The sequence below is a fragment of the Parafrankia sp. BMG5.11 genome (assembly GCF_004337455.1).
Map to the genome: position 1 here is coordinate 219,643 of NZ_SJXI01000044.1, position 23,736 is coordinate 243,378.

Sequence of the window (23,736 nt, forward strand, 5' to 3'; positions counted from 1 at the left end):
CAGCCGGGTTCAGCCGGCGGTGTCGGGCCCGCTCGTGCGACCGCCGCGGCCGTGGTGCGGCGGCGAGTCGATGATGTGCGGATCGCCCACCTGGATGTGGTGGAAGCCGTCCCCGGCGAGCGGGGGCGCGGACCAGTGCGGCTGCTCGGCGACGAGGTTCTCCTCGACCTCCTCCGCCGGGTCGTGCCCATACCCGTAGCCACTGTCGTGGTAGCCACCGTCGTGGTGACCGCTGCCCGGGCCGGACCGGTCGCCGGCGGGCGTGCCCGGCGGCGGGTCTCCCAGCGGATGTCCGGTCTCCAGCGCCGGGGCGGCGGCCCGCCGCACGAAGGCCGGTGGCCCCGGGGGGTCGGTCCACGCGCGGGGGGTGAGCTCGGGCGGGTCGAGCTCGCTGGGGTCCAGGTCGTCCGGCACGAGGTTGGTGTCGTCGATCTCGCCGTGCATCTTCGAGCCGTTGAGGACGACCGGGATCTCCAGGTCGCCGACGACGTGCTCGACGTAGAAGGCGCGGTTCTGGATCAGCCACAGCGCGTAGCCCGGGTCCAGGCGGGGGAGCAGGTCGGCGGCCACGTCCGTGAGCCCGAGGGCCTCCTGGGTGTCCGCGATCTGGTCGGACGCCTGCTTGTACAGGATGCGGATCGCGGTCTCGGCGAGCAGGCCCTTGGCGATCTCCACCGAGTCGGGGGAGGCGGAGAGCAGGTCGGAGATGCGGTGCGCCACGATCGCGTTGGCACAGCCCCACTGACGCGCCAGCTTCTGCTGGGCCGACAGCCGGCGGACCAGCCCGGCGAAGCGCATCAGCCGCCAGCACTCGTCGTAGACCACGTAGCGCTGCACGCCGTCCTGGCGCATCAGCGCGGCTTCCATCCATGCCTGCGCACAGGTCATGATCAGCGCGATCATCTCGTCGCTGCCCTGGACCCGCTCCAGGTTCAGCACCGCGATCGGCCGGTCGAAGTCCAACGGGGACGTCGTCGGGCCGTCGAAGAGACCACCGAGAGCACCGTGCGTGAGCCGGCGCAGGGTCAGCGTCGCGTCTCTGGACGCGTCGCGCAGCTCGGTGGCCGTCATCGGCAGCGCCGAGCAGTCCTCCTCGCTCGGGTCGGTCATCGCCTCGAGGACGTGTGGGAGCAGAGGGGTGGCCCAGCGGTCCGGTGTCGCGCCGGTGATCTGCCGGGTGACGACGTCCAGCGCGAGATCGACGGCGGTGTGCTCGGCCGGGGTGAGCGGTACCCCCTTCGCGGTCTCGATCAGTGACGAGAGCAGGGACGAACGCGCCCGCTTCACCTCGCGCGCCCAGTCGGCGTCCGCGATGCCGCGCGGGCGCGGAGGGGCGTCCAGCGGGTTGAGCCGGGTGGACATGCCGGGCCCGATGTATGTCGGCTCGCAGCCGAGCCGGCGCGCGAGCCGGGTGTACTCACCCTTCGGGTCACAGGGGACAGCGGCCTGGTACCCGAAGGCCGAACCCCGCGAGATCAGCGTCTTCAGCAGCGCGGACTTGCGGGAGCCGACGGCCCCGAACACCGCGAAGTTCGGGTTCTCGATCACCTGCTGCCGGTAGAGCTCGAAGACATCGAAGTCGAACGAGTTGCCCGACCAGACATGCCGGCCGATGTACATGCCGGGCGCGTCGAGCCCGGAGTCGACGACGAACGGATAGATCCCGGCGATCTGGGCCGTGGTCTCCATATGGGCTGGTAGGCGCAGCTTGTGATAAGCCCGTCCGGCGAACGGGCCGAGCAGCTTCGGGGGCTGCGCGCCGCGGCGCAGGGCGGCCTGCGCGCGGCGCATCGCGGCCCGTTCGGCGTTGGCCGCGGCCCGCTCGGCTCGCCGCGACCGGCGGTCGTGCGCCGCCGCGGCCTTCGCGCCCCGGCGGCGGGTGCGCGGGCTGCCGCCGAGGTCAACGAACCCGTCGGCGTCGCGGCCGGGATCATGGCCCGGGTCGATCTGGTCGGCGTCGTCGTAGTCGTACTCGTAGTCCGCGTGGTAGTCGTCGCTCGCGCCGGTGCCGCTACCAGGGGCGTCGTAGCGGATCGGGTCGCCCCAGGCGGCGTCGCCCCCCACCGCGGGCGGGCGGGAGGTCACGCAACCCCCACGGCGAGCGGCAGCGCGCCGACGCTGAAGCCCTGGTCCTGCTCGCCGACGAGACGGACCATTTCGAGGCGGCTGCGCGAGGCCAGGGTCTCGGCCTCACCGCAGGCGTCCGCGAGCGACTCGAGGTCGTCGGCGGAGACGGTGACGAACCCGTGGAACCGGAAGGCGCCGAAGCCCGCGATCAGCTCCTGCTCACGGCGTTCGACCTCGTCGGCCTCGGCCACATCCCGCTGGGTCGTGACCTTGCCGACCTTGTCCCGCATCTGCTGCTCACCGAGGTGCGCCATCCGGCGCCGGTTGACCGCCTTCTCCGCCTTCCTGCCGGGCAGCGGCTCCACGACGAGCGACACCGTGCGCCGGCACGTGGTCTCCATCAGCAGCGGCGCGAGGAAGGCTGCCGGTGAGGGAACCCGGGGCCAGCCGTTGATCCAGTACGTGGTGTGGAAGCCGGAGTCGGTGCGGTAGTGGTCCCAGGCGTTGACCGTCCGGACCGGGCCGGCGATCGCCGGGTCGATGCCGGACGGCAGGCCCTTCAGCCCACCCGCGAGGTCGGTGCTCGCCCCACCCCGCGCATCGATCATCTCGATCGAGTACGGGTCGTAGGTGGTGCGGATGACCGCGGCCAGCGCCCGCGGTGGCAGCCAGCCGACGGTGCTGATCGACGCCCTGGCGAGTGCCGCCTCCATCGTCCGCAGCTCACCGAGCAGGACGGCGCACGCGGCCTGGTCGCCGCCGCCGGCGCGTTGGATCGCCCGGCGGGCGTCCTTCGCCCGGAGCTGGAAGGAAAGGTAGGTCTCGTGCCGCTGCGCCACCGGCCCGGCCGCGTCGATGACCTGCTCGTACGCCTGCGACGCCCACGAGTCGTCGTGATGACCGCGCACCCGCCAGTGCCGCTGGAGCTGGTCGCCCGAGTCCGGCAGCGTCCGCTCCAGCCACTGGATGCGGGACAGCTTGCCGCCACCACCGGTGAGACCGGCCAGCAGTTCGCCCCAGGCATCCACCCGGGCCTGCTGGTCCCCGGACTCAAGCAGCGCGAACTGGCTGCCCTTCACCTGGAGGACAGCGGTGTAGGTCTGCTTCTTCACGTCCTTGACGACAGCCACGTACCGGCTGCCACCGACCGGAACCGACAACATGACCAGGGTCGACAGCGGCCCTGGCAGGACCGTCCTGGTGATCCGGTCGTCGCCGGGACCGAGCCGGAAGAACCCTCCACGGAACACCGTCTCGCCCGTCACCTTCTGCATCGTGAAGCCGAACACGATCGGCACCCACTGGTCGAGGTTACGATCCTCCACCCGGACGAACGCGACGAAGGCGAACCCCGCGGCAAGCAGCAGCCACACGGGCACGAATACCAACGGCGAACGCAGCGCTCCCAGCACACAGAGCATCACGCCGATCAGGAGCGCGAGCTGAGGCCAGCGCATGCCGAGGAGCACACCGCCGCGTTCCAGCGGCCCGAAGCGGTAGCTGCGTTCAGCGGCCATGAGCTGCTCACCCACCCCCGGTACGCGCCGGCGGGGTGACCCGCGGCTGTGGTGACGGCGTCACCGGGGGCCTGCCGGCCGAGGCGCCCGCCGATCCGCTCGGCGCGGACGCGGTACTGCGCCCGCCGCCTGACGTGCCCGGACGGGCCGCGCCGCCGCCACCTGACGTGATCGCCCGCGCTGTCTGGGGCCGCGCGGTGGACGTAGCCCGGACCGAAGCGGTCGCCCGCGTGCCGCTGGACGCCGCCTCGCGGCCGCCGGCCACAGCCGGGGCCGCGCCCGAGCGGGTGACCCTGGCACGAACGCCGCGGACCGCCGCGGTTCCGGCGGTTCCGCCAGCCGCCCCCGCGGCGGCCCGGGCCGGAACTCCGAGCGGGGAGCCGACGCCACCGCGACCCGGGCGAACACTCGGGCGGGCCGTCGGCACACCGGCGCCCGCGATGGCACCGGCGTCGCCGAGCATTCCCCGGTTCCGGGTCTGCAGACGCGAGCCGATCCCACGGAACGTCTCCCGGGACGAGGAACCGAGCAGAGCACCCGCTCCGTGCCCGAACGATGCGGCGCTGCGGCGCCCGGCCGATCCGACCGCGCGCATGAGCTGGACGTCGGCGAACCCGAGCAGGTGCATCAGCATGAACGGCGAGAACACCGCCGCGATCATCACAACGACACCACTGAGAATGCTCAGCGTCTGGTCAACGGCCGATCCACTGGGATCCTGGGCGATGCCCGCCCCGAGGGCAAATATTGCGTAGATCACCGGCTTCGCAAAAATCAGCGCCACCAGCATCTCGGTGGCCCGCTTCATCCAGGCACTCGTCGTCATCGTCGGCTGGCCCGCCAGGTACAGCGGGATGAACACGGCCACGACGATGATCGCGACCTTGCGGATGTAGAGCACCACGAACAGCGCGAACGAGAAGATCGCCACGAGCAGCGACAGCACCAGGTCGAGGGCGAAATTGCCCTGTTCGGGTAGTTGTCGCAGCTGCCCGACCAGGTCGGCGCCCAGCGCCTTGTTGTCGCCGAACGCATCCGCCATGCCGTCCGAGGCGGCGAGGACCATCTGCAGCAGCGTCAGGGCGATGAACGACCCGATGATCGCCGTGCCGGTTGTGGCGAGGGCCCGGACGAACACGTGCGGATCGCCCCGCAGGGCCGCCACGGTGCAGGAACAGAGGAAGAGCCCGGTGACGATCAGCACCGACATGCCGAAGACGATGTTGTAGTTGTCGACGACATATTGCGCGTTCAGGTCGACCGCTGTCTTCTGCGCCGCAAAGCTGAAGACAGACGACGACAGGTCGGCCGCCATGTTACAGAAGGCTTTACCAACCGAACTCAAAAACTCGTCAGCCGCACCACCAGCTAGGCCCGCGATTGCATCGCCAATGCCAGATACTGGATTTGGAACAGCCAGGATCTCCACTGTAGGAGTGGCAGTCATGATGTCACCCCCGAAAGAGCGAAGCGCTCGAAGGCCTCTGAGCTTCGCTCAGTCATAGCGTGTCCTTCTACTCCACCTGAGACGTCACGAAGCTTCCAATCCGAGCCGTCCCAGTTTATCGTACATATATCGGTGCCCCAATGCATGGCGGGTTGCAGATTGGGGCTTTCTCCGCTTACTCCAGCAGCAATAGCAGAAAGTACTTCGACTTTACTTTCGCCGCCATTGAAATTGCTGACACGATATCCAATAACTCGATGATTCAAGGTGAATTGTGGAGAGATTACCGAGGGAACGCCAAAATTTTTTGCTGTCTCCGCGTCGATCCCGGAGAGCAGGTCGGAAAGCCTCTTTGCAGTCTCTTCGTCTGAGATCGAAAGAATCAAGTCATGTGATCTCGTGTGCTCGCGGTTGCGTGCCATGCTGGTCGCCGCGATGTAGTTTCCGCAGGCGCTTATTGCGCCGGCTTCTGTGTGTGGGTAGCCGACGGGCACGCCGAACTGGTTGACCCGGGTGGGTGCTCCGATCGGGCTGTCGCCGGCCGCGGGCGCCGCGGTCGCCTCGCTGCTCGGCGGCACCACCACGGCAGGCGTCCCGGTCGGGGGCGCCTCGGTGGGCACGTCGGAGACGGGCTCCGGGTCGGCCGAGGCCTTGGGACCGTCGTCCGATGAATTCCGTCCCATGAAGAAGCCGAGCGCTCCGGCCCCGATCGCGCTCACCGTGGCTGTCGCGACGATGACGATGATCAGGCGCCTGATCGCCCACTCTGCCAGGCTCACCAACGCCTACTCCCCTCCCGTGCCGGCAGGGTCATCATCGCAATGTCGGGGCCCAGATACCCCCGGAACCGCTTAGAAGCCTGTGGACGGCAGCTCATGGACCACGTCGGGGTCATCGACGACGTCTTCGGCGGGCTGGGGGGCAACAGTCTGGACCACGGCGGGTGGGCGCATGCCGTTCGTATCGTCGGTGCTGTTGGATGCCGAGGCGCCCGTCGCCAGGAAAAAGTTGACGAAGGCAGCGGCGGCGCCCACCAGGAACGCCAGGCCGAAGCCGGCCAGTACGCCGCTCTTACCCACCATCGAGGCGCGGTCGAGGCCCATGCGCTCGCCGAGCGCCCACGCGATTCCGCCGAGGAGCACGGCGGCCACGGCGGCGATCACGGCGTAGGCCGCAAGTCCGTTGACCAGGTCTTTCAAGGCGTTGATGCCGGGCGCCTTCGAGTCGTCCGGGTTGACCTCCACGGCCAGAATGGCCGCTGCCGAGGCCGCGGCTGCATCGACGATCATCGTGGTTCCCTTCCTGCGGGCGGTTGGCCGCCCGGACGATCCGGCCCGGACACCCGCGTGGGTGTGCTTCCGTGCCGCAGGTCGCCAAATGATACGCCCGACACCTCTGCGTGATCAGTATCGGCGTTGCGTGGCAACACCGGAGCGGTGCGTATCGGTCGTTCGAACTGCGGTTGAAAGGAGGGATGTTCTCCGCCGGCCGGTGTCCCGACATCAGCGTTGGCGATGCCGGCGAGCGCGTCGACGGTCTCGGCCGCCAGCCGGAGGTAGGACCTCCTGGTCGCCCACCGCAGCCGCGGGATGCGGACCGGGGTCCCCCTGCTCGGGTCGAGCCGCGGGTCGTACGGGACCCGCACGATGCCGTCGACGTGGCGGGCCAGCCGCGCCGTGGCGGTGCGTGTGCGTGGTGACGGGCGGCCGCGGCGGGGCGACACGACGGCCGCGATCACCGCGGGACCCGTCCGCTCGTGCGGCGGGTGGCCAGGGCCCTGGCCTGACGGGGTGCGCTCCCGCGCGCTCACGCCGACCTCCGCGAGTGAGCCCTGGGGATCGCGCAGGTCAGCGAGGGTGGCCTCGAGGTCGGACGCGGTCGCGAGGGTCACGAGGAGGATCACATCGGCGGCGCGGATCGCTTCCGGGGTCAGCGGTGCGGTCGCGGGGGCGTCCATCAGGATCAGCGGGTACGCGTGACCGAGCGCCCCCAGGGCGGAGCGCAGCATGGCCGGGGTGATCGGCTCGTCGACCGGCACCAGCGCGTTCGTGGTCTCCTCGTCGCCGACCGGGCGGTCGACCGGCAGCACGTCAAGGTCGAAGACGCTGCCGGACCGCCGCGCGCCGACGAGCGAGCGCAGCTCGTCGGGCGTCGCCTTGGCGGTGGAGCGGCGCCGGCGGGCGATGTCCGCAACCGTGGTGGTGCCTCGGCTGCCGACCCGCGCGACCAGGTTGTCGCCCCGCGACTCGTCGATCTCGGCGCTCTCCGACGAGGTGGGCGGCACGAAACCGGGCGTGGCGGCCCCGGGGTAGAGATCGATCGCGAGCACCGGCTCGGCACGCACACCGGCCAGGGTAAGTCCGACGACCCCGGCCAACGTGGTGGTGCCGGAGTAGGGGAACAGGGAGGTCACGGCGATCCGCCACGAGCCCGGCAGGGCCACCGCGGCCCGGTCCGAGAGAGTGATCCGTAGCGGGATCTCCTCCCATGGCTCGAGGTCGTCGAGGTCGGCCCAGGGCTCCTGCCAGGGCCACAGGCCCTGGCCTGGGCCCTGGTCGGTCAGTGCCGGCGCGCGGTCGGCGCCGGTGCCCGGCCTCGGGAGGTGACCGGCGGGAACCAGCTCGGTCGAGGGCCGCGGGAGCACGTCGGACGTCCGCTCGGGTGCCGCGACGCCGTGACCAGCCCAGGCCGCGTCCGTGGACGCGGCCTCGTCGGCGGGCGGCGCTCCGCCTGTTGACGGGCTTCCGGCCGCGGCCGAATCGTCGGTCTCGGTCTCGGTCTCGCCGGCCGCCGCGCCCCGCCGGGTGCGCTCGGCCGGGCCGCTGCCGCTTGCGGGATCGCCGGGCGGGGCCGCCTCGCCCGGCTGGGCGGGCTCCCCGAGGCTGACCGGTTCGCCGGCCTCCTGCCAGGCGTCGACGGCGCCCCACACGGGAGCACCGGTTGACTCGTCGTTCCCGGCATCCGGCGCCGGATGGGGGGCCCAGGGGTCGTAGTAGGACCCGCTGCCCGGCTGGTCGCCGCTCGGCGAGCGGCTTTCCATCGGGAGACCACCGAGCTCCATGGGGAGACCACCAAGCTCCACCGGGGGGCCACCGAGCGACGGATCCACCAGCGGGACGTCGGCCTGCCCGTAGCCCTGAGAGGGCCACGCCGGGGCCGGCGAGCCAGCTGCCTCGCCGGGCGCGAGCGGCTCGGACCGGTCATACGGCCCTTGCGCGTCGGATGGGTGGCGCGGGTCGGGCGCCCCGGGCGCGCCGGTGGTCTCGGGCGAACGGAAGGCATCCGGGGCGTGGAAGGCGTCGGCGGGGTGCAGACCCGTGGGCGCGTCGAACGGCCCTGGCCCCATGCCCGGCGTGGGCTCGCCGAACGAGCCACCGGACGCGGGACCAGCCGGTGGTGAACCCGCCGCCGGGTGGTCCGCCTGTGGCGATCCCGTGGCCGGGGCGGGCCATGCGGTCGATCCCGTCTCCGGCCCCGCCGGCGGGGGGCTGGCGGCGGGGGTCCTGGGCGCGAGGGCGGACGGGCGCCCGGGACGGCGCGGGCCGGCCGACGTCGGCCGGCGGCTGGGCGGGGGCGCGCTGGTGCCGCCCGATCCGCCGGCCCGCCGGACCGGCGCCTCCGGCGCCTCGGGACGCTGAGAACGCGAGGCTGCGGACCCAGCCGAACCGGCGGCCCGGCCGGTTCCACCGGACCGCGCGCCACCGGACCGCATCGCGCCCGAACCACCGGCACTCGAGCTACCGGAACCCGAAGCACCGGAACCTGACCCGCCGGAACCAGGACGGGCCGCACTACCGGGAGTGCTCGAACCCGCGTACCCACCCGAGCCGGCTGACGAGCCCGGGCTCCCGGTGGCTCCGGCGCCGCCGGGGGTGCCCGGAGCGGCCGTGGTGCTCGTGCCGGCGGCGGCCGCTGCCGCAGCGGCCGCCGCGGCCGAGGTCGCGGGCGGGAAGCTCGGGTCCTTGCGGCCCATCGGCGCCGGCGGCGGGACGGCGCGGGGTGTGGCGGCCCGGCGCAGCATCGGCCGGCGCGGCGGGGCGGAGCCGTCGAGGGAGCCGTCGGGCGAGTCGACCGCCGCCGCGGCGCCCGCGTCGAACCGCCGTGCCTGGTCAGCGGCCCTGGGCGATTCGGGGCGCGGCGAACGGGGCGGCACGGCGCGGCCGCCGCGGGCAGCGTCGCCGGGCGGAACGGGCGTGCCGGGCGGAACAGACGACCTCGGCGGGACGGGCCCGGCTGCCGGCGGCGTGCGCGGCAGGCGCCGCCCCCGACGCTGCCCGGGCTCGCGCGGCTCCGGGGCGGTGCCGCGGGTCATGCCCGTCCGGCCTGATCCCGATATGCCGGACCGGCCTGCGGGGGGCGGGTCGCCGGACACCGCATCCTCTAGATGGAACGCTTGGTCCTGCCACGATCCGTCACCATCGTCGGTGGCGGAGACATCGTCGGGATCGCCGCGCCGACGGTTCCGACGGCGGGCAGCTCGGGCCGCCGAGCGGTCGTCGCTCTCGCCATCGCGAGCCGGGAGCTTGGCCGCGGATGGCGTAGGTGAGGGGATTCGCGCACCTATCAACGAAACGGGCCGCGCGTCCCCTTCCTCGCCGTACGGTGCCTGTGGCACATCGCTCACGCGCCGTCGCCCTCCTGGCAGGTCTGGGCTGATTGCAGGTCTGGGCTAGTTGGTGCCAGTTACGGTTACTTACTGTTACTTGCTCTCGGCTGCGGTCGGATCGATGTAACACGAGCCGTTCAAGTATGACAAGCGCCAGTTGGGACTCGCCAGGGCGGGCATTGCGGTGTTAGCCTCCCTCGCCGGTGCGTACCGGCGGACGATCGCCGGCTGAGAAAGGGGCCCTGGGTGGTGCAGGACGGCTTCTCGGTGGCCTCGTCGCGCCCGGCGCGGATGCCCGCGCGGCCTGTCTCCAGGACCGCGGAGCCGATGGCCCCGCCCGCCGCGTCGGGCGCTCCACCTGCGACGACGCCCCGCCCGCCGCGTCATGCGGACGACGACGACGTGCTGACCGTCGACGAGTTGGTCTCCTGGCTGCGGCTGTCCGAGAGCACCGTGCTCAAGCTCCTGTCGGAGCGCGCGATCCCGGCACGCAAGGTCGGGCATCAGTGGCGGATCCGCCGCGGCCGGGTTCGTGACTGGTTGGACGGCCACGAGTGAGACCACGCGGGAACGAGAGAGAATCACCGCATCGGCACTTTGGTTGCTCTCGGTCTAGGGCACCCGCGGCCTCCGTGATTTTGATCTCGTCGCTGCTGGTGGTCACGGCCGGGTGCGGGGCGATCGGCGACGCCACCCAACCGCCACCCTCGGCGACCACCGGGCCTCCGCCGGGCGCCAGCCAGGCCCCCGGCCCCCCGCTCGCCACCGCGACGGCCGACCCTCAGAGCACGGTCGATCCCACAGACCCGGTCTCCGTGGCGCGGGACTGTTTCACGAAGTGGCAGTCGTTCGACGCGCGGACCGACTCCGGCCCGTCGGCCGGGGTCGAACGCGCCCGTGACTGTCTGACACCGGATTTCGCCGCGGAGCTGAGCGGATCCGGCGCCGGCGCCCCGGCCTCCGGCGAGCCCGGCACCGGCGGTCCGGCCGCCGACCCGCAGGCCGGACCCGCCTGGGACAAGCTGCGTGCCGCCGGCACGCGGTCGACCGTCACGGTGCTCGCCGCGACCCCCGTCGGCGGCGCGGACACGACCGCATCCGGGCAGGTGTCGCTCCTGCTCAACGTGCGCCGGGAGACCGTGACCGGTGACGGGCCGCCCGAGGTCACCGTCTCCACGCCCGCGGTGACGATGCTCGTCGGCACCGACGGCACCTGGCGCCTTGCCGGCGCCGACCTCGCGAACGCCGCCGGCGACGCGCCGGGCCGGTAGCGGCGAGACGGACGGGGGCGGCTGGGATGGCGCTGAGATCGGGCCGGCGGAGAAGCTGGCTGGTCTGGCTGGGCGTCGGCGGCTTCGTGACCGTCGCCGGAGCCTTCCTGCTGATCTCCGTCCTGATCCTGCTGATCGCCGCGCCTTTCCTGGACGACAAGAACATCGGTGGCCGCACGATCGTCAACTCCGAGGGCATCCCGGCGGAGTACGTCCAAATGATCATTGACGCGGCCAACGCGGCGGGGTGCCCCGAGGTCACGCCCTCACTGCTGGCGGCGCAGCTGCGCCAGGAGTCCGGGTTCAACCCCCGGGCGCAGTCGCCGGTCGGCGCGATGGGCATCGCCCAGTTCATGCCGGGCACCTGGGCCTCGCACGGCACCGGCGACGTGTGGAACCCGGTGGACGCCATCCCGGCCGCGGCGCGCTACGACTGCGCGGTGGCTGCGTCGGTCGCGTCCGTCCCGGGGTCGGGGCAGGAGAAGATGCTCGCGGCCTACAACGCCGGGCCCGGTGCCGTGCTCGCGTACGCCGGTGTGCCGCCCTACCCGGAGACGCGCAACTACGTGCGCACCATCCTGGCGCAGGCGCAGGTGTACGGCGACGCCCTCGACACCGGGGAGACGGTCTCCGTCGAGGCGCTGGGTCCGGTGATCGACTTCATGCGCTCCCAGATCGGCAAGCCCTACGTCTGGGGGGCGACCGGACCGGGAGCCTGGGACTGCTCGTCGCTCGTCCAGGCCGCCTACCGGATGATCGGCATCTCCATCCCCCGGGTGACCACCGACCAGCTCGCCTTCGGCCCGCGCGTGTCGGGAGTCGACCCGCAGCCCGGCGACCTGCTGTTCATCCCCGGTTCGGACGGAACGGCCCTGGCTCCGGGCCATGTCGGCATGTACATCGGGAACGGGCAGGTCATCGCAGCGAAGGGAGCACGGTGGGGGGTCGTGCTCTCGGAGCTGTCGGACTGGACGACGGTCGTCGCGGTCACCCGTCCGCTGGCCCGCGACTTCTGACGGGAACGGGGCGGGTCAGACGGCCACGTCGGAGACGAAGTTGCTGAGGCCGTCGGCCACGGAGCCCAGCGCGCCGACCGCGCTGTGGATCACATCGGCTGCGTCTCCCGGCGAGTTGACCATGTAGAACAAGACGAAGATGGTCACACCCCACGGCCAGATCAGTTGCTTCATGTGGGTCCTCCCGAGGAGCTGTGGGCAGCCGGCGGCGTCGGCGACCGGTGCTGTTGGTAACCGTCGGCGGTTACCGACAGCACAGGTGTACTGACTTCGAGTAGCGGTCGCAAGAGGAACCGCCGTGCCACGGCGGGGTCCGCGCCGGGCCTACCGGTGGTCCTCCGGTGCCTCGATGTGGCGTCCTCGACGGGGGTGTGGCCTTCGTCCGGCCGCCGCCGGACCCGGCTGGCGTGGGCGGCGCCCGGATGCCGGGAACGCCTGTCGTCGCGCGAACACCGCCATGTGTCGGAAGACACAGAGTGGACAGTGGTTAGACCATCCGTAGCCAGTAGTCGGGCCGGAGGATCAACGAGTGTACTGATCCATGTCGCTCCGGGCAGGTTGACGTCGACTCCCTGCTCGGAGCGACAGCCAGCCGTCCCGTCCGGTTACCTGGAGTAATGATCGCTCGGGTCGATCAGGCAGGAGGGATGCTCTGGGCGAAGCGGAAGACGTTGTCCGGGTCGTAGGCGCTCTTGACCGACCGCAGGCGCGGCAGGTTCGTCCCGTAGTACGCCTCCGCCCAGTTCCTGAGCTCCGGATCGATGTAGTTCTGGTAGGCCGATGCCGACACATGGGGCGCCATGGCCGCCACCGTGGCCCGCAGCCACTCGGCGTTGCGGCGGCGCAGGTCGGCGCTGTCCCGCACGTCGTAGCCGGCGATGTACTGCGCGCTGGCCAGCACGTCGCGGTGCACGAACGCCGTCTCCCCCGCCCCGACCCGGCCGATCGCGCCGCCCCAGGAGTCGAGGATGACCCCGCCGGAGCGCAGACCGGCCTCCCGCTGACGGCTCTCGATCGCGCCCAGCAGCGCCTCCGACCCGGCCGCGGACAGCGGCTCGGTGAGGAAGTTCGAGGCGGCGAGCTGGGCGACCCGTTCCAGGGCCCCGCCCGGGCTCCGCCCGGCGAGATGGCACTGCGCGACCGTCCGCCCCGAGCAGCCGGCCTCGATCAGCATCGCCTCCAGCGGTTCCCGCTGGGCGGCGAAGGTGGACGTCGGCGCGCTGCCCACGGCGTCGACCAGCTCCGCCAGCAGCGCCCGGGCCGACGACGGAACCCCGGGCGGTTCGCTGATCACGCCGCTGATCCGGATCGTGGGCGTCCCGGTCCCGTTGGGCGTCGGCGCGGTGGTGATGACACAGGTCGACCACAGTTCGTCCGGTGCGCCCGGGCGCAGGTTCCACTCCTGCCAGGCCGCGACGACGACGGCGGCCGCCGCCCACGGCCAGCGGTAGGTGAACAGGGTCAGCGGGGTCGCCCGGTGGGTGGCGAAGGTGAAGGACGTGACCACGCCGAAGTTGCCGCCGCCGCCGCCACGCAGCGCCCAGAACAGGTCGGCGTCGCGTTGGCCGTCCACCTGGATGATCTCGCCGGAGGCGAGGACCACCTCGGCGGCGAGCATCCGGTCGCAGGTCAGGCCGTGGCGCCGGCCGACGACCCCGATCCCGCCGCCGAGCGTCAGCCCGGCGATCCCGACCGTCGGGCAGGAGCCGGCCGGTAGCGCGGCGCCCGCTGCCGCGAGCTGGGCGTAGACGTCCACGAGCTGGGCGCCGGCGCCGATCGTCGCGATCCCGGAGCCGGGGGTTCCGGTGCCGCCGGTCGCGCCGCCCATCCCTGACCGGATTCCCGGGTGCACCGCGTTCAGGGTGGAGACGTCGAGGAGCAGGCCGCTCGTCGTCGAGTAGCCGCCGTAGCTGTGCCCGCCCGCGCGGGCGGTGAACGGGATGCCGGTGGACCTGGCGAAGGCCACACCGGCGGCCACATCGGCCGGGGAGGCACAGTAGGCGATCGCCCGCGGCCGGATCCGGTCGAAGGCCGGGTCGAAGAGCTGGCTGGCGGTGGGGTACTCGGCGCCGCCGGGCCGGACCAGCCGGCCGGAGAGCCGGTCGGCGAGCCGGCTCCAGTCCCGCTCGGTCGGCTCGCCGTTGTCGTCGCCGCCGCAGCCGGCGAGGCCCGCGCCGAGCCCACCCGTACCGAGCGCCACCAGGCCCGCCCCGGCGAGCCGCAGCGCCCCGCGCCGATCGAACATCCTGCCTGTCTCGTCCATCCCCGCCCGGCCCGTAGCACCTCGCCCGGACTGTTTACTCCTCCGCCTGCCGCAGAACGGTCGTCACGGTGCGGTCGAGGGCGATTCGCCGGACGACACCGTAGCTGCCCTCGCTCACGTACACGGCGCCGGAAGTGTCGACCGCCAGCCCCGTGGGGGAGGAGATGCGGGTCTCGGTGGCCAGGGCGCCGTCCGCGTCGTCCGCGGTGGACTCGTCGCTGCCGGCGAACGTCGTGATCTTACCGTCCGGAGTGACCATCCGGATCACGTTGTTGTACGTGTCGGCGATGTAGAGCTCGCCTGCCGGGCCGAGGGCCAGGTCCTGCGGGGAGGCGAGCAGCGCGTCGACCGCGGGCCCGTCGTCGCCCTCGTACCCGGACTGCCCCGGCTTGCCGGCGACGAGCGTGATCTTTCCGTCCTTCGTGATCCTGCGGACGGTGTGGGCGCTGCTGTCCGCGACGTAGAGGGTGCCGTCGTCGGCGAGTGCGAGCCCGGACGGCGAGGTGAGGGTGGCGTTCACCGCCGGCCCGCCGTCGCCGGCCGTACCCGACTCGTCGGCGTTGCCGGCCACCACCGAGATCAGGCCATCGGTGGTCACCTTGCGGACGCGGTAGCCGGCGGTGAGGTAGAGGGTGCCGTCCTCGGCGGCGACCACCGCCGAGGGACCGGACAGCTTCGCGCCGACGGCGCGGCCCGCTCCGCCGCCGAAGCCGGTGCCCGGCCCCGCGCCGGCGACCGTGGTGATGGTCGTGTCGTCGTTGACGCGGCGGACGCGGCCATCGTCGCTGTCGGCGATGTACACCTCGCCGCCGGGGCCGACCGCGACCCCGGCCGGCCCGATCAGGTTCGAGGCCACGGCCGGGCCGCCGTCGCCGAGCACGGGGGTGGGGGACGGGGACGGGCTGGCGCTGCCGGTGGCCGTCGCGCTGCCGGTGGCCGTGGCGCTGGGCACGGGAGCGGGCGGGCCGACCCCGGCGATCCGGGTGACCACGCCGTCCGTGCCGAGCCGGAGCACCTGGCCCTGGCCGGACGAGCCGCCGCCGTCGACGACGTAGAGGGAGCCGTCCGGACCGACGTCGATGCCCTCGGTGGTGTAGAGGCCCCTGACCTCCGCGGCGGCGCCGTTCCAGGCAGGGCGGTCGGGATCGTCGCCGGACCCGGAGACCCAGAACCCGATGCCGATCGCCGCGGCGAGGACGGCGAGGGTGGCGACCGAGGCGATCAGCGCCGTCGGGCGCCGCGGGCCGCGCCGGCCGCCGTTCGCGTGCCGCCGTCCGCCGGCGCCGGCCTGATCGACCGCGGTGGGTGCCAGCGTCGCGTACGGACCGGAGCCGCCCCGGCCGGCCTGAGGCCGTCCGAGGTGCGCGGCGAGTTCTCCTGGGGTGGGGGTGGTCCCCTGGGTGTGGCCGGCGGCGGCGAGGATCTCGTCCGGCAGCCGCACCGGCACCTCGCTGGCCGTCAGCCAGCCTGGTCCGAAGACCGTGGTCGCCGCCGTGGCGAGCGCGAGCGCGAAGTCGCGGGCCGTCGGCGGGCGCCACCCCGGCTCCTTGGCGAGCGCCGAGAGAATCACCGCCGCCAGCGGCGGCGGCGCCTCGACCAGCGGCAGCGGGGCCACCGACAGGTGGTGGTGCAGCAGCGCGGGGACGGTCAGCCCCGACGGGAACGGGGTCCGTCCGGCGAGCAGCTCGTAGAGGACGACGCCGAGCGAGTAGAGGTCGGTGCCCGGCCCGAGGCGGCTCCCGGTGATCTGCTCCGGCGCCATGTAACGCGGGGTGCCGACGAGGCCGGTCGTGGTCGCCGCCGTGGTCTCGAGGATCTTGGCGATGCCGAAGTCGGTGACCTTGGGGATGCCGTCCCCGGTGAAGAGGAGATTGTCCGGCTTGATGTCGCGGTGCAGCACGCCCCGGTCGTGCGCGGCGGCCAGCGCGCTCGCCGCGGCCAGCCCGATCGCGCAGACGGCCCGCGGGTCGCGCATGGCCGGGCCGCGGTTCTTCAGGCTGCCGCCGGTGAGCTGCTCCATCACGAGCAGGCACAGGCCGTCGCGCTCGACGTAGTCGTAGATCCGCACGACGTGCGGATGGTCCAGCCCGGCGAGGACACGGGCCTCGGCGAGGAACCGCCCGCGCAGGTCGCCATCACTGCCGCTGTGGCCGTCGCCGCCCGGCTCCAGCAGGACCTTGACGGCGACGTCGCGGTCGATCAGCCGGTGCCGGCCGGCCAGGACGGCACCGAAGCCGCCCCGGCCGAGCTCGCCACCGAGCTCGTATCCGGTCAGGGCCGCGGCGACGCGGTTGGTGTCGACGAATGTCACGTGACGGCCCCCCGCCGGGCCGCGTGCACTGCTCGCTGTCGGGTCATCTCCGCGCCGCCCTACTGCGCGACCGTCGTGATCGTCCCGTCCGGAGCGATGCGGCGCAGCCGGTTGTTGCCCGAGTCGGCGATGTAGAGCGCGCCGTCGGCGTCCTCGGCGACCGAGCTGGGCTCGTTGAACTGGGCGGCCGCGGCCTGGCCCCCGTCGCCGCCGGAACCCTCGGCCCCGGTGCCGGCGATCGTGGTGATCGTCCCGTTCGGGTCCACCTTGCGGACCCGGTTGTTCCCGTAGTCGGCGATGTAGATCTCCCCGCCGTTGCCGAGGGACACCGACGGGACGGAGAGCTGGGCCGCGGTGGCGGGGCCGCCGTCGCCGGAGAAGCCCTTCTGCCCGTTGCCCGCGACCGTGGTGATGATCCCGTCCTTGGTGATCTTCTGGATGGTGTTGCTGCCGAGGTTGGCGATGTAGAGCGTTCCGTCGTCACCCAGCTCGACGTCGTTCGGGCCGTCCAGCTTGGCCGCGGTGGCGGGGCCGCCGTCGCCGGAGTAGCCCTGGAGGCCGGTGCCGGCGATCGTGTTGATGATCCCGTCCGGGGTGATCTTCCGGATGCGGTGGTTGTCGTAGTCGGCGATGTAGATCGAGCCGTCCGGGCCGATGGCGACCTTCTCCGCGCTGTTGATCTGGGCGGCCGTGGCCGGGCCGCCGTCGCCGGAGAAGCCCGCGGTGCCGGTGCCGGCGATCGTGTTGATGATCCCGTCCGGGGTGATCTTCCGGATGCGGTAGTTCTGTGCGTCCGGGATGTAGATGTTGCCGTTCTTGTCCGGCACCGCGGAGCCGGGGCCGTTGAGCTTGGCGGCCGTGGCCGGGCCGCCGTCGCCGCTGTATCCGTCCGCGCCGGTACCGGCGAGGTCGGAGACCTCCCCGGTCCTGGCGACCTTCTGAATCCGGTCGGACGACAGGCTCGTGATGAACAGCGTGCCCTGCGGGTCGATCGCGACGCTGTACGGGCTGAGGCCCTGCACCGTCACCGGCGTTCCGGTGTAGGCGACACCGGGGACCGGGAGCACCGACACCTGGTCGCGGCCCGAACCGCTGTCGTCGCTGCTGCTGCCGCCCGACAGGCCCACGATGAGGCTGATGGTCAGCACCACGACCACGGCGGCGGCGACGGCGGCGAGGATCAGCGTCCGGTTGTTGCGGTTCGGGGGTCCCGGCTGGGGGCGGTGGCCGCCCATGGGCGGCCGTGGCGGGGCCTGGTGCGCGGGCGGGCGGGGCCCGGAGCCCTGCCAGCCCTGGCCACCGAAGTTCTGGGCGCCGGTGGGCCGCGGACCGCCCGGCCCCGGCTGGCCCGGGCCGGGCTGCCTGGGCTGCCCTGGCTGGCCGCCGTAGCCGGGGACGGGCCGCGGCGGCGGCGTGGAGTTGGGCGGGCCCATGGGGCCGGGGGGCCGGGGCGTCGCGGCGGGTGGCGTGAGCGGCATCGGCTGCGGGGTGGCCCCGCCGGGCTGGCCGTAGCCGCGCCAGCCGCCAGGGGGCGTTCCGGGAGTCGGCCCGGGCCGGCCCTGACCGCCCGGCACACCCTGCCCGGGCATGACCGGCGTGGCGCCGGGGAAGCCCGAGGTGGACGGATGCCCGCCGGTCGGGCGCATCTGCTGGTTGGGCCGGGGCCCGCCGGGCCCGAAGCCGCCGCCGACGGGCTGCTGCGGGCCGGAGCCCGGCACCGGGCCGCGGTAACCGGGGCCGCCCGGCTGCCCGGGCGCGTAACCGGGCCCGCCGGGCCTGCCAGGACCACCAGGACCACCAGGACCACCAGGACCCGGATAGCCGCCCGGGCGCGTGGCGGCCGGGAACCCGCCGGAGTTCCCGGAGGTGGTCGAGCCGCCGATCACGCCGCGGATCTCGTCGTCCACCCGCAGCTTGACGTCCGAGCGCGCCACCCAGTTCGGCCCGTACGTGCCGGCGCTGGCGCGGGCCAGCTCGAGGGCGAACTCGGAGGCGTCGGAGAAGCGGGCGCCCGGGTCCTTGGCCAGGGTCCGCATGATGACCGCCGAGATCGCCGGCGGCACCGTCGTGAGCGGGTCGGGCATCACGGTCAGGTGGTGGTGGGTCAGCGGCTGCACCGCCATCGGACGTCCGAACAGCGGCCGCTCGGCGAACATCTCGTAGAGGACGCCGGCCAGCGCGTACAGGTCGGTGGCGGGGAACAGCCGGGCGCCCATGATCTGCTCGGGCGCCATGTAGCGCGGTGTGCCCAGGATGGCGCTGGCCGTGGTCTCCGCGCCGTCGAAGATCTTCGCGATGCCGAAGTCGGTGACCTTGAGCAGCCCGGCGCCGTCGAACATGATGTTGTCGGGTTTGACGTCGCGGTGCAGCACGCCCTGGCGGTGCGCGGTGGCGAGCGCTGCCGACGCGGCGACGCCGACGGCGCAGATCGTCTCCGGGGAGAGCTTCCCGGCGGTCATCCGCTGCTTGAGGGTGCCGCCGGAGAGCAGCTCCATCACCAGCAGGCAGGTTCCCTCGTGCTCCACGTAGTCGTGGATGCGCACGATGTGCGGATGGTCGAGCTCGGCCAGGACGCGGGCCTCGGAGAGGAAACGGGCGCGCAGGTCGGGGTCGTCGGTCGTGTCAAGGAGGATCTTGATCGCGACCTTGCGGCCGATCAGCCGGTGCTGCCCGGCGAGAACGAGGCCGTAGCCCCCCTTGCCGAGGTCCCCCTCGACCGCGTATCCGGGGAGCGCCGCCTCCACGAGAGATCTGTCGATAAGCAAGGTCGGTTCCGTCCGTCACCGGCTGCCGGGGCGTCACCACGATCACCACGCGGTGGTGACATCCCGAGGGCCACATCGTGCGGGTCGTGCGTGGGCTGTCCCGCGTGTTGTTCGTACTAGTCGCCGCGCTGGATGGCGCTGGTTCCACCTCGGTTCATCGGGCGGGGTTCATCGGGCGGTTCATCGGGCGAGACGCGGTCGCGTGGGTGCACCGCGGTCTTTTGGTGTTCTTCGTCGCGTTCTCGGCGATCCTACGGCCTGTTCCCCCACATTCCGCCCCTCGCAGGGACCCGACGGGCGCGTCAGATGCGCGACTGCACCATGCTGGTCGTCGTCGACAGGTGTTCGGCCGTGTGGGCGCGCGGACGGCGCGGCACACGACAGCACTCCTCCGAGGAAGGGCCTCCAACGTCATGGCGAACACCGAGTCCACCGCCCTCGCCGCTGGAACGGTCGTCGACCGGACCCCGGAGTGGGCCGCGCTGGCCGCGCACCACGCGGAGATCTCCGGGGTGACCCTGCGGAAGCTCTTCGCCGATGATCCGGGCCGCGCCGATTCGTTCACCGTCGAGGCGGACGGCCTTCGGCTCGACTACTCCAAGAACATCGTCACGGCCCGGACGGTCGAACTGCTGCTCGCGCTGGCGCGTCGCGCCGGCCTCGGCGCGCGCATCGAGGCGATGTTCGGCGGCGAGCGCATCAACGTCACCGAGAACCGGCCGGTGCTGCATGTGGCGCTGCGCACGCCGCTCGGAACCAGCATCCACGTGGACGGCGTCGACGTGGTGCCGGAGGTGCACGCCGTGCTCGACCGGATGTCGGCGTTCTGCGACCGGGTCCGCTCCGGGGTGTGGACGGGGGCGACCGGCGAGCACATCACGACCGTCGTCAACATCGGCATCGGCGGCTCCGACCTGGGGCCCGCGATGGCCTACGAGGCGCTGCGGGACTACTCCGACCGCTCGATCGCCGTCCGGTTCGTCTCGAACGTCGACCCGACGGACATCTGGGAAGCCACCCACGACCTCGATCCGGCCAGGACGCTCTTCATCGTCGCGTCGAAGACGTTCACCACGCTGGAGACGCTCGCGAACGCCCGCGCCGCGCGGGCCTGGCTCACCGCCGCGCTCGGCCAGGACGCCGTCGCGCACCATTTCGTTGCCGTGTCAACGAATGCGGAGAAGGTGGCCGAGTTCGGCATCGACACGGCCAACATGTTCGAGTTCTGGGACTGGGTGGGCGGCCGGTACTCGATGGACTCCGCCATCGGTCTCGCTCTGATGGTCGCGATCGGCCCGCACCACTTCCGGGAGATGCTGGCCGGATTCCACGCGATGGATGTTCATTTCCGGAACACCCCGTTCGAACGGAACCTGCCGGTTCTGCTCGGCGTGCTCGGGCTGTGGTACCGGGACTTCTTCGGCGCCCAGAGCCACGCCGTGCTCCCCTACAGCCAGTACCTGGACCGCTTCCCGGCGTACCTGCAGCAGCTGGACATGGAGAGTAACGGCAAGTCAGTTGATCTGGCCGGCCGGCCCGTACCGGTGCCGACCGGCCCGGTGGTGTGGGGCACCCCGGGAACCAACGGTCAGCACGCCTACTTCCAGCTCCTGCACCAGGGGACGACGGTCGTCCCGGCCGACTTCATCGGCTTCCTCGCGCCCAACCACCCCGGTGTCGGCGACGTCGACCAGCACGTCCTGCTGATGGCCAACTTCTTCGCCCAGACGGAGGCCCTCGCCTTCGGCAGGACGGCGGAGGAGGTCGCGGCCGAGGGGGTGGACGCCGGCCTCGTCCCGCACCGGACGTTCGCCGGAAACCGTCCGACGAACACCCTGCTGGCGCCGAAGCTGACGCCCTTCGCCCTGGGCCAGCTGGTCGCCCTCTACGAGCACAAGGTGTTCACGCAGGGCGTCGTGTGGGGGGTGAACAGCTACGACCAGTGGGGCGTGGAGCTGGGCAAGGTGCTGGCCGGACGGATCATCCCCGAGCTGACCGACCCGTCGGCGTCCCCGCGGCACGACAGCTCCACCAACGCGCTGATCAACCTGTTCCGGTCGGTCTGAGCCGCGACCGCCCGGTCCAGTCCGGTCGCGGGCTGGACTGGGCTGGGCGTCGTCAATTAGTCATCAAGGTTTAACGATTCCTTGATCTATGTTACTCTCTGTAATCGACTCACGGGGCGGTGGCCCGTGCTGCGACGGATGGAGATCCCGGGGGGCGCACGCATGCGGGTCGACGCGACAGCCACGCGGATGACCGTGCGGCGGACCGGGGACGACGTCGTGATCGAGCTCGGGGGCGAGTTCGACACGGTCGGCAGGCTACGTTTCCGCGAGCAGGTCGGTGAGCTGCTGGGTCGGGGCGGCGGAGTGGTGACGGTGGATGTGGCCGAACTTCGGGCGATCGACATCGCTGGTCTCGCCGCCCTGCTCCGGGCGGATCTCCTGCTCCGTCGCGTCCACGCCGAGCTGCGTATTCGCGCGGCCGCGCCGGCGTTCGCCGAGCTCGTCCGCGAGACCGGGCTCGCCGGCCGGCTTCGCGTCGAGGAGGCCGGCCGCCGCCGCGGCCACTGAACCGCCGTCGAAGCCTTCGTTCAAGCCGCCGTGCAGGCCGCTGTTCGGGCCGTCGCCGCCGCCCGGCGTGATCCCCGCCGCCAGCGCGAGCGGCGGGCCCACCTCGGCGATCGTCCGCGCGGCGCGGCCGGTGACGGTGAGGCTGCGTTCGACCCGGCTCATCATCAACATCCCGGCCATCGCGAGAAGCGGGAAGCCGAGCATGATCAGAATCGCGGGTGATGTCAGGTCCACCAGTGCCCCCAGTGGTCGGGCCGTCGGGGATCCGGATCGGTGTCCCCGCAGGTCCGCCTACCCGAACCAGCGGTCGCCTCACGTGCGGGGGGCGGTGCGGATCCGGACTCACCCGAGCCGGGTAATCACCCACCCGGTGCGTCAGGTCGCCAGAGTGTGGGCTATCCGGTGCTGTGCTCCCAGCCCAACTCCTCGTACCCTTCCTTCACCATGTCTGTGCGACGCGCCGATCTCTCCGCCGGCGGGGGAGGTCCGACCGTCAGTACCGAGGACATGCGCGCCCGCCTCGCGATGGTCACCGAGCAGGTGGATTTCGCCCTGGCGGAGGTCGCGTTGCGTGGAGCGGCCTACCGGCGTGCGGCCCAGGACGCCGCCGACTGGCAGTGGCCGCCGGAGTCGCCGCAGAATCTGGCCAGGCCGGTCGTCGCCCGGGCGCTGTTGGCGCAGCTCACGGCGGTCGCCCGGCTCCGCCTGTGGGCGCAGGAGCTCTACTGGCTGCAGGAACAGGTCCGGCTCAGGGCAATGGTGCCCTGAGCCGGACCTGCTGGATCTGGCGCGCGCCCCGCGTCAGGCGGATGAGCAGTCGATGTTGGACGGCCCCGATGACGCCCCGCTGACCTGGTTGTCGCAGCTGACGATGTTCTGGGCGTCGGCACCCTCGTGGATGTAGACGCCGTAGCCCTTGGCGTTCACCGGGAGCCGGTTGCGGCGGAAGGTGTTCTGCCGGCCCCAGTTCTCCTGCTCGACGTGGGTCTGGAAACCGTCCTCCAGAGTGCCGCCGCCGATGCCGGTGTTGTCCTCGATCAGCCAGCCGTTGCCCTTGATGTCAATCCACGAGTCGGCCTCGGCGAGGGAGTCCGACGACAGGGTGTTCCCGCGGATCACCCCGCCGCTCGTGCCCTCCTTGATGTCGATGTTCTCCGAGGTCGTGCCGGCGATGTCGTTGCCGATGACCGAGTTGCGGTCGCTGCGGTCGGGCCCGCAGTCGGTGTACTTGCACCAGTTGCTGTGCGCGCTCCCGACGTAGACGCCCTCGCCGAACTTCTCCCGCCGGTTCCCGGTGTCGCGGATGACGTTGCCGACGACCAGGTTGTCCGAGCTCGCCGTGCGCAGGTGGATCGCCTCGTCGCCGATCGTGTTCACCTGCAGCTGGGCGATGATCGAGTGCTGGACGCGGTCCGCCATCACGCCCTTCTGGCCGTTGCGCACGGTGAAGCCGACCACCCGTACCCAGGACGCGCCGTCCAGGTGCAGTACGTAGTCCGTGTCGTCCTCGCCGTCGAGGACGGCCTTGGGCGAGCCGCACAGCCAGATCGGCGCGGCCTCGGTGCCCGAGGCGGCCAGCTTGTAGCCCCCGGTGTAGACGCCGTCCGTCATCCGGATGATCGCCCCCGGCTTCGCCGCGGACAGGGCGCTGCGCAGGTCACCGCCGTTGTTGACGGTGGTCCCGCCGGCAGGGCACGCGACCGGCCGCTCCGCGGCGACGGGCGCTGCCGTCGCGAACGGGTCGGCGGCCGCGGTCGCCGGGGCGCTGGACGGGGCGGCCGTCCCGGTGCCGGCGGACGGCGTGGCGCTGGGCTGCGGGCCTGCACCGCCGCCGCCGGAGCCGCAGGCGGTCAGGGCGACCGACGCCGCCGCGAGCGTGCCGGCCGTCAGCAGCACC

At 72.3% G+C, this 23,736-nt stretch carries 17 protein-coding genes; 6 read left to right on the forward strand and 11 right to left on the reverse strand.

The genetic code is table 11. From position 1 onward, the window contains the following. Positions 1 to 9: 9 nt before the first annotated feature. From E0504_RS28295 to E0504_RS28320, 6 genes are all read right to left on the reverse strand, one after another. Positions 10 to 2,085: a conjugal transfer protein TraC gene (locus tag E0504_RS28295; protein WP_112104886.1), complete on the reverse strand. Its 2,076-nt coding sequence runs from the start codon at positions 2,083 to 2,085 to the stop codon at positions 10 to 12. Beyond that, positions 2,082 to 3,584 (reverse strand): SCO6880 family protein, encoded by a 1,503-nt coding sequence (locus E0504_RS28300; protein WP_112104893.1) that lies wholly within the window; start codon positions 3,582 to 3,584, stop codon positions 2,082 to 2,084. The genes E0504_RS28295 and E0504_RS28300 overlap by 4 nt, the downstream gene beginning before the upstream one ends. A 7-nt stretch (positions 3,585 to 3,591) precedes the next feature. Continuing rightward, positions 3,592 to 4,899 carry a hypothetical protein gene (locus tag E0504_RS28305; RefSeq protein ID WP_112104887.1) on the reverse strand — a complete coding sequence of 436 codons (1,308 nt, stop codon included), beginning with the start codon at positions 4,897 to 4,899 and terminating at the stop codon, positions 3,592 to 3,594. A gap of 128 nt (positions 4,900 to 5,027) precedes the next feature. Beyond that, positions 5,028 to 5,810, reverse strand: coding sequence for a hypothetical protein (locus E0504_RS28310; RefSeq protein ID WP_131626113.1), 783 nt, complete (start codon positions 5,808 to 5,810; stop codon positions 5,028 to 5,030). 72 nt (positions 5,811 to 5,882) lie between these two features. Next, positions 5,883 to 6,320 carry a DUF6112 family protein gene (locus E0504_RS28315; protein WP_071064984.1) on the reverse strand — a complete coding sequence of 146 codons (438 nt, stop codon included), beginning with the start codon at positions 6,318 to 6,320 and terminating at the stop codon, positions 5,883 to 5,885. Beyond that, positions 6,317 to 9,343: a hypothetical protein gene (locus E0504_RS28320; protein ID WP_131626114.1), complete on the reverse strand. Its 3,027-nt coding sequence runs from the start codon at positions 9,341 to 9,343 to the stop codon at positions 6,317 to 6,319. The genes E0504_RS28315 and E0504_RS28320 overlap by 4 nt, the downstream gene beginning before the upstream one ends. 540 nt (positions 9,344 to 9,883) lie before the next feature. On the opposite strand from E0504_RS28320, the gene E0504_RS28325 reads away from it, so the two are divergent. The 3 genes from E0504_RS28325 (at position 9,884) to E0504_RS28335 (ending at position 11,924) form a co-directional block, all read left to right on the forward strand. Continuing rightward, complete coding sequence (locus E0504_RS28325; protein WP_235013835.1) at positions 9,884 to 10,195, forward strand: helix-turn-helix domain-containing protein; 312 nt, start codon at positions 9,884 to 9,886, stop codon at positions 10,193 to 10,195. 74 nt (positions 10,196 to 10,269) lie between these two features. Next, complete coding sequence (locus tag E0504_RS28330) at positions 10,270 to 10,908, forward strand: hypothetical protein (RefSeq protein ID WP_235013834.1); 639 nt, start codon at positions 10,270 to 10,272, stop codon at positions 10,906 to 10,908. A gap of 26 nt (positions 10,909 to 10,934) precedes the next feature. Continuing rightward, positions 10,935 to 11,924 carry an NlpC/P60 family protein gene (locus tag E0504_RS28335; protein ID WP_112105634.1) on the forward strand — a complete coding sequence of 330 codons (990 nt, stop codon included), beginning with the start codon at positions 10,935 to 10,937 and terminating at the stop codon, positions 11,922 to 11,924. Positions 11,925 to 11,939: 15 nt separating this feature from the next. Here the strand turns inward: E0504_RS28335 and E0504_RS50530 are convergent, their stop codons facing one another. From E0504_RS50530 to E0504_RS28350, 4 genes are all read right to left on the reverse strand, one after another. After that, positions 11,940 to 12,098, reverse strand: coding sequence for a hypothetical protein (locus E0504_RS50530; protein WP_165938629.1), 159 nt, complete (start codon positions 12,096 to 12,098; stop codon positions 11,940 to 11,942). Between the two features lie 460 nt (positions 12,099 to 12,558). Beyond that, positions 12,559 to 14,187 (reverse strand): FAD-binding oxidoreductase, encoded by a 1,629-nt coding sequence (locus E0504_RS28340; RefSeq protein ID WP_131626115.1) that lies wholly within the window; start codon positions 14,185 to 14,187, stop codon positions 12,559 to 12,561. 34 nt (positions 14,188 to 14,221) lie between these two features. Further along, positions 14,222 to 16,498, reverse strand: a complete 2,277-nt coding sequence (locus tag E0504_RS28345) for a serine/threonine-protein kinase (RefSeq protein ID WP_131626116.1) — start codon at positions 16,496 to 16,498, stop codon at positions 14,222 to 14,224. A 59-nt stretch (positions 16,499 to 16,557) separates the two neighbouring features. Beyond that, on the reverse strand, positions 16,558 to 19,263 hold the full coding sequence (locus E0504_RS28350) for a protein kinase (protein ID WP_131626117.1): 2,706 nt from the start codon (positions 19,261 to 19,263) through the stop codon (positions 16,558 to 16,560). Between the two features lie 413 nt (positions 19,264 to 19,676). Between E0504_RS28350 and pgi the strand changes: the two genes are divergently transcribed. The 3 genes from pgi to E0504_RS28365 all read left to right on the forward strand — a co-directional run bounded on the left by pgi (position 19,677) and on the right by E0504_RS28365 (position 22,607). Then, positions 19,677 to 21,329, forward strand: a complete 1,653-nt coding sequence (gene pgi / locus E0504_RS28355) for a glucose-6-phosphate isomerase (RefSeq protein ID WP_131626118.1) — start codon at positions 19,677 to 19,679, stop codon at positions 21,327 to 21,329. Between the two features lie 162 nt (positions 21,330 to 21,491). Then, positions 21,492 to 21,839: an STAS domain-containing protein gene (locus E0504_RS28360; protein ID WP_071064975.1), complete on the forward strand. Its 348-nt coding sequence runs from the start codon at positions 21,492 to 21,494 to the stop codon at positions 21,837 to 21,839. Between the two features lie 444 nt (positions 21,840 to 22,283). Continuing rightward, complete coding sequence (locus E0504_RS28365) at positions 22,284 to 22,607, forward strand: hypothetical protein (RefSeq protein ID WP_241831719.1); 324 nt, start codon at positions 22,284 to 22,286, stop codon at positions 22,605 to 22,607. A gap of 33 nt (positions 22,608 to 22,640) precedes the next feature. Here the strand turns inward: E0504_RS28365 and E0504_RS28370 are convergent, their stop codons facing one another. Next, positions 22,641 to 23,735, reverse strand: coding sequence for a hypothetical protein (locus E0504_RS28370; protein ID WP_243657652.1), 1,095 nt, complete (start codon positions 23,733 to 23,735; stop codon positions 22,641 to 22,643). Position 23,736: the final 1 nt, after the last annotated feature.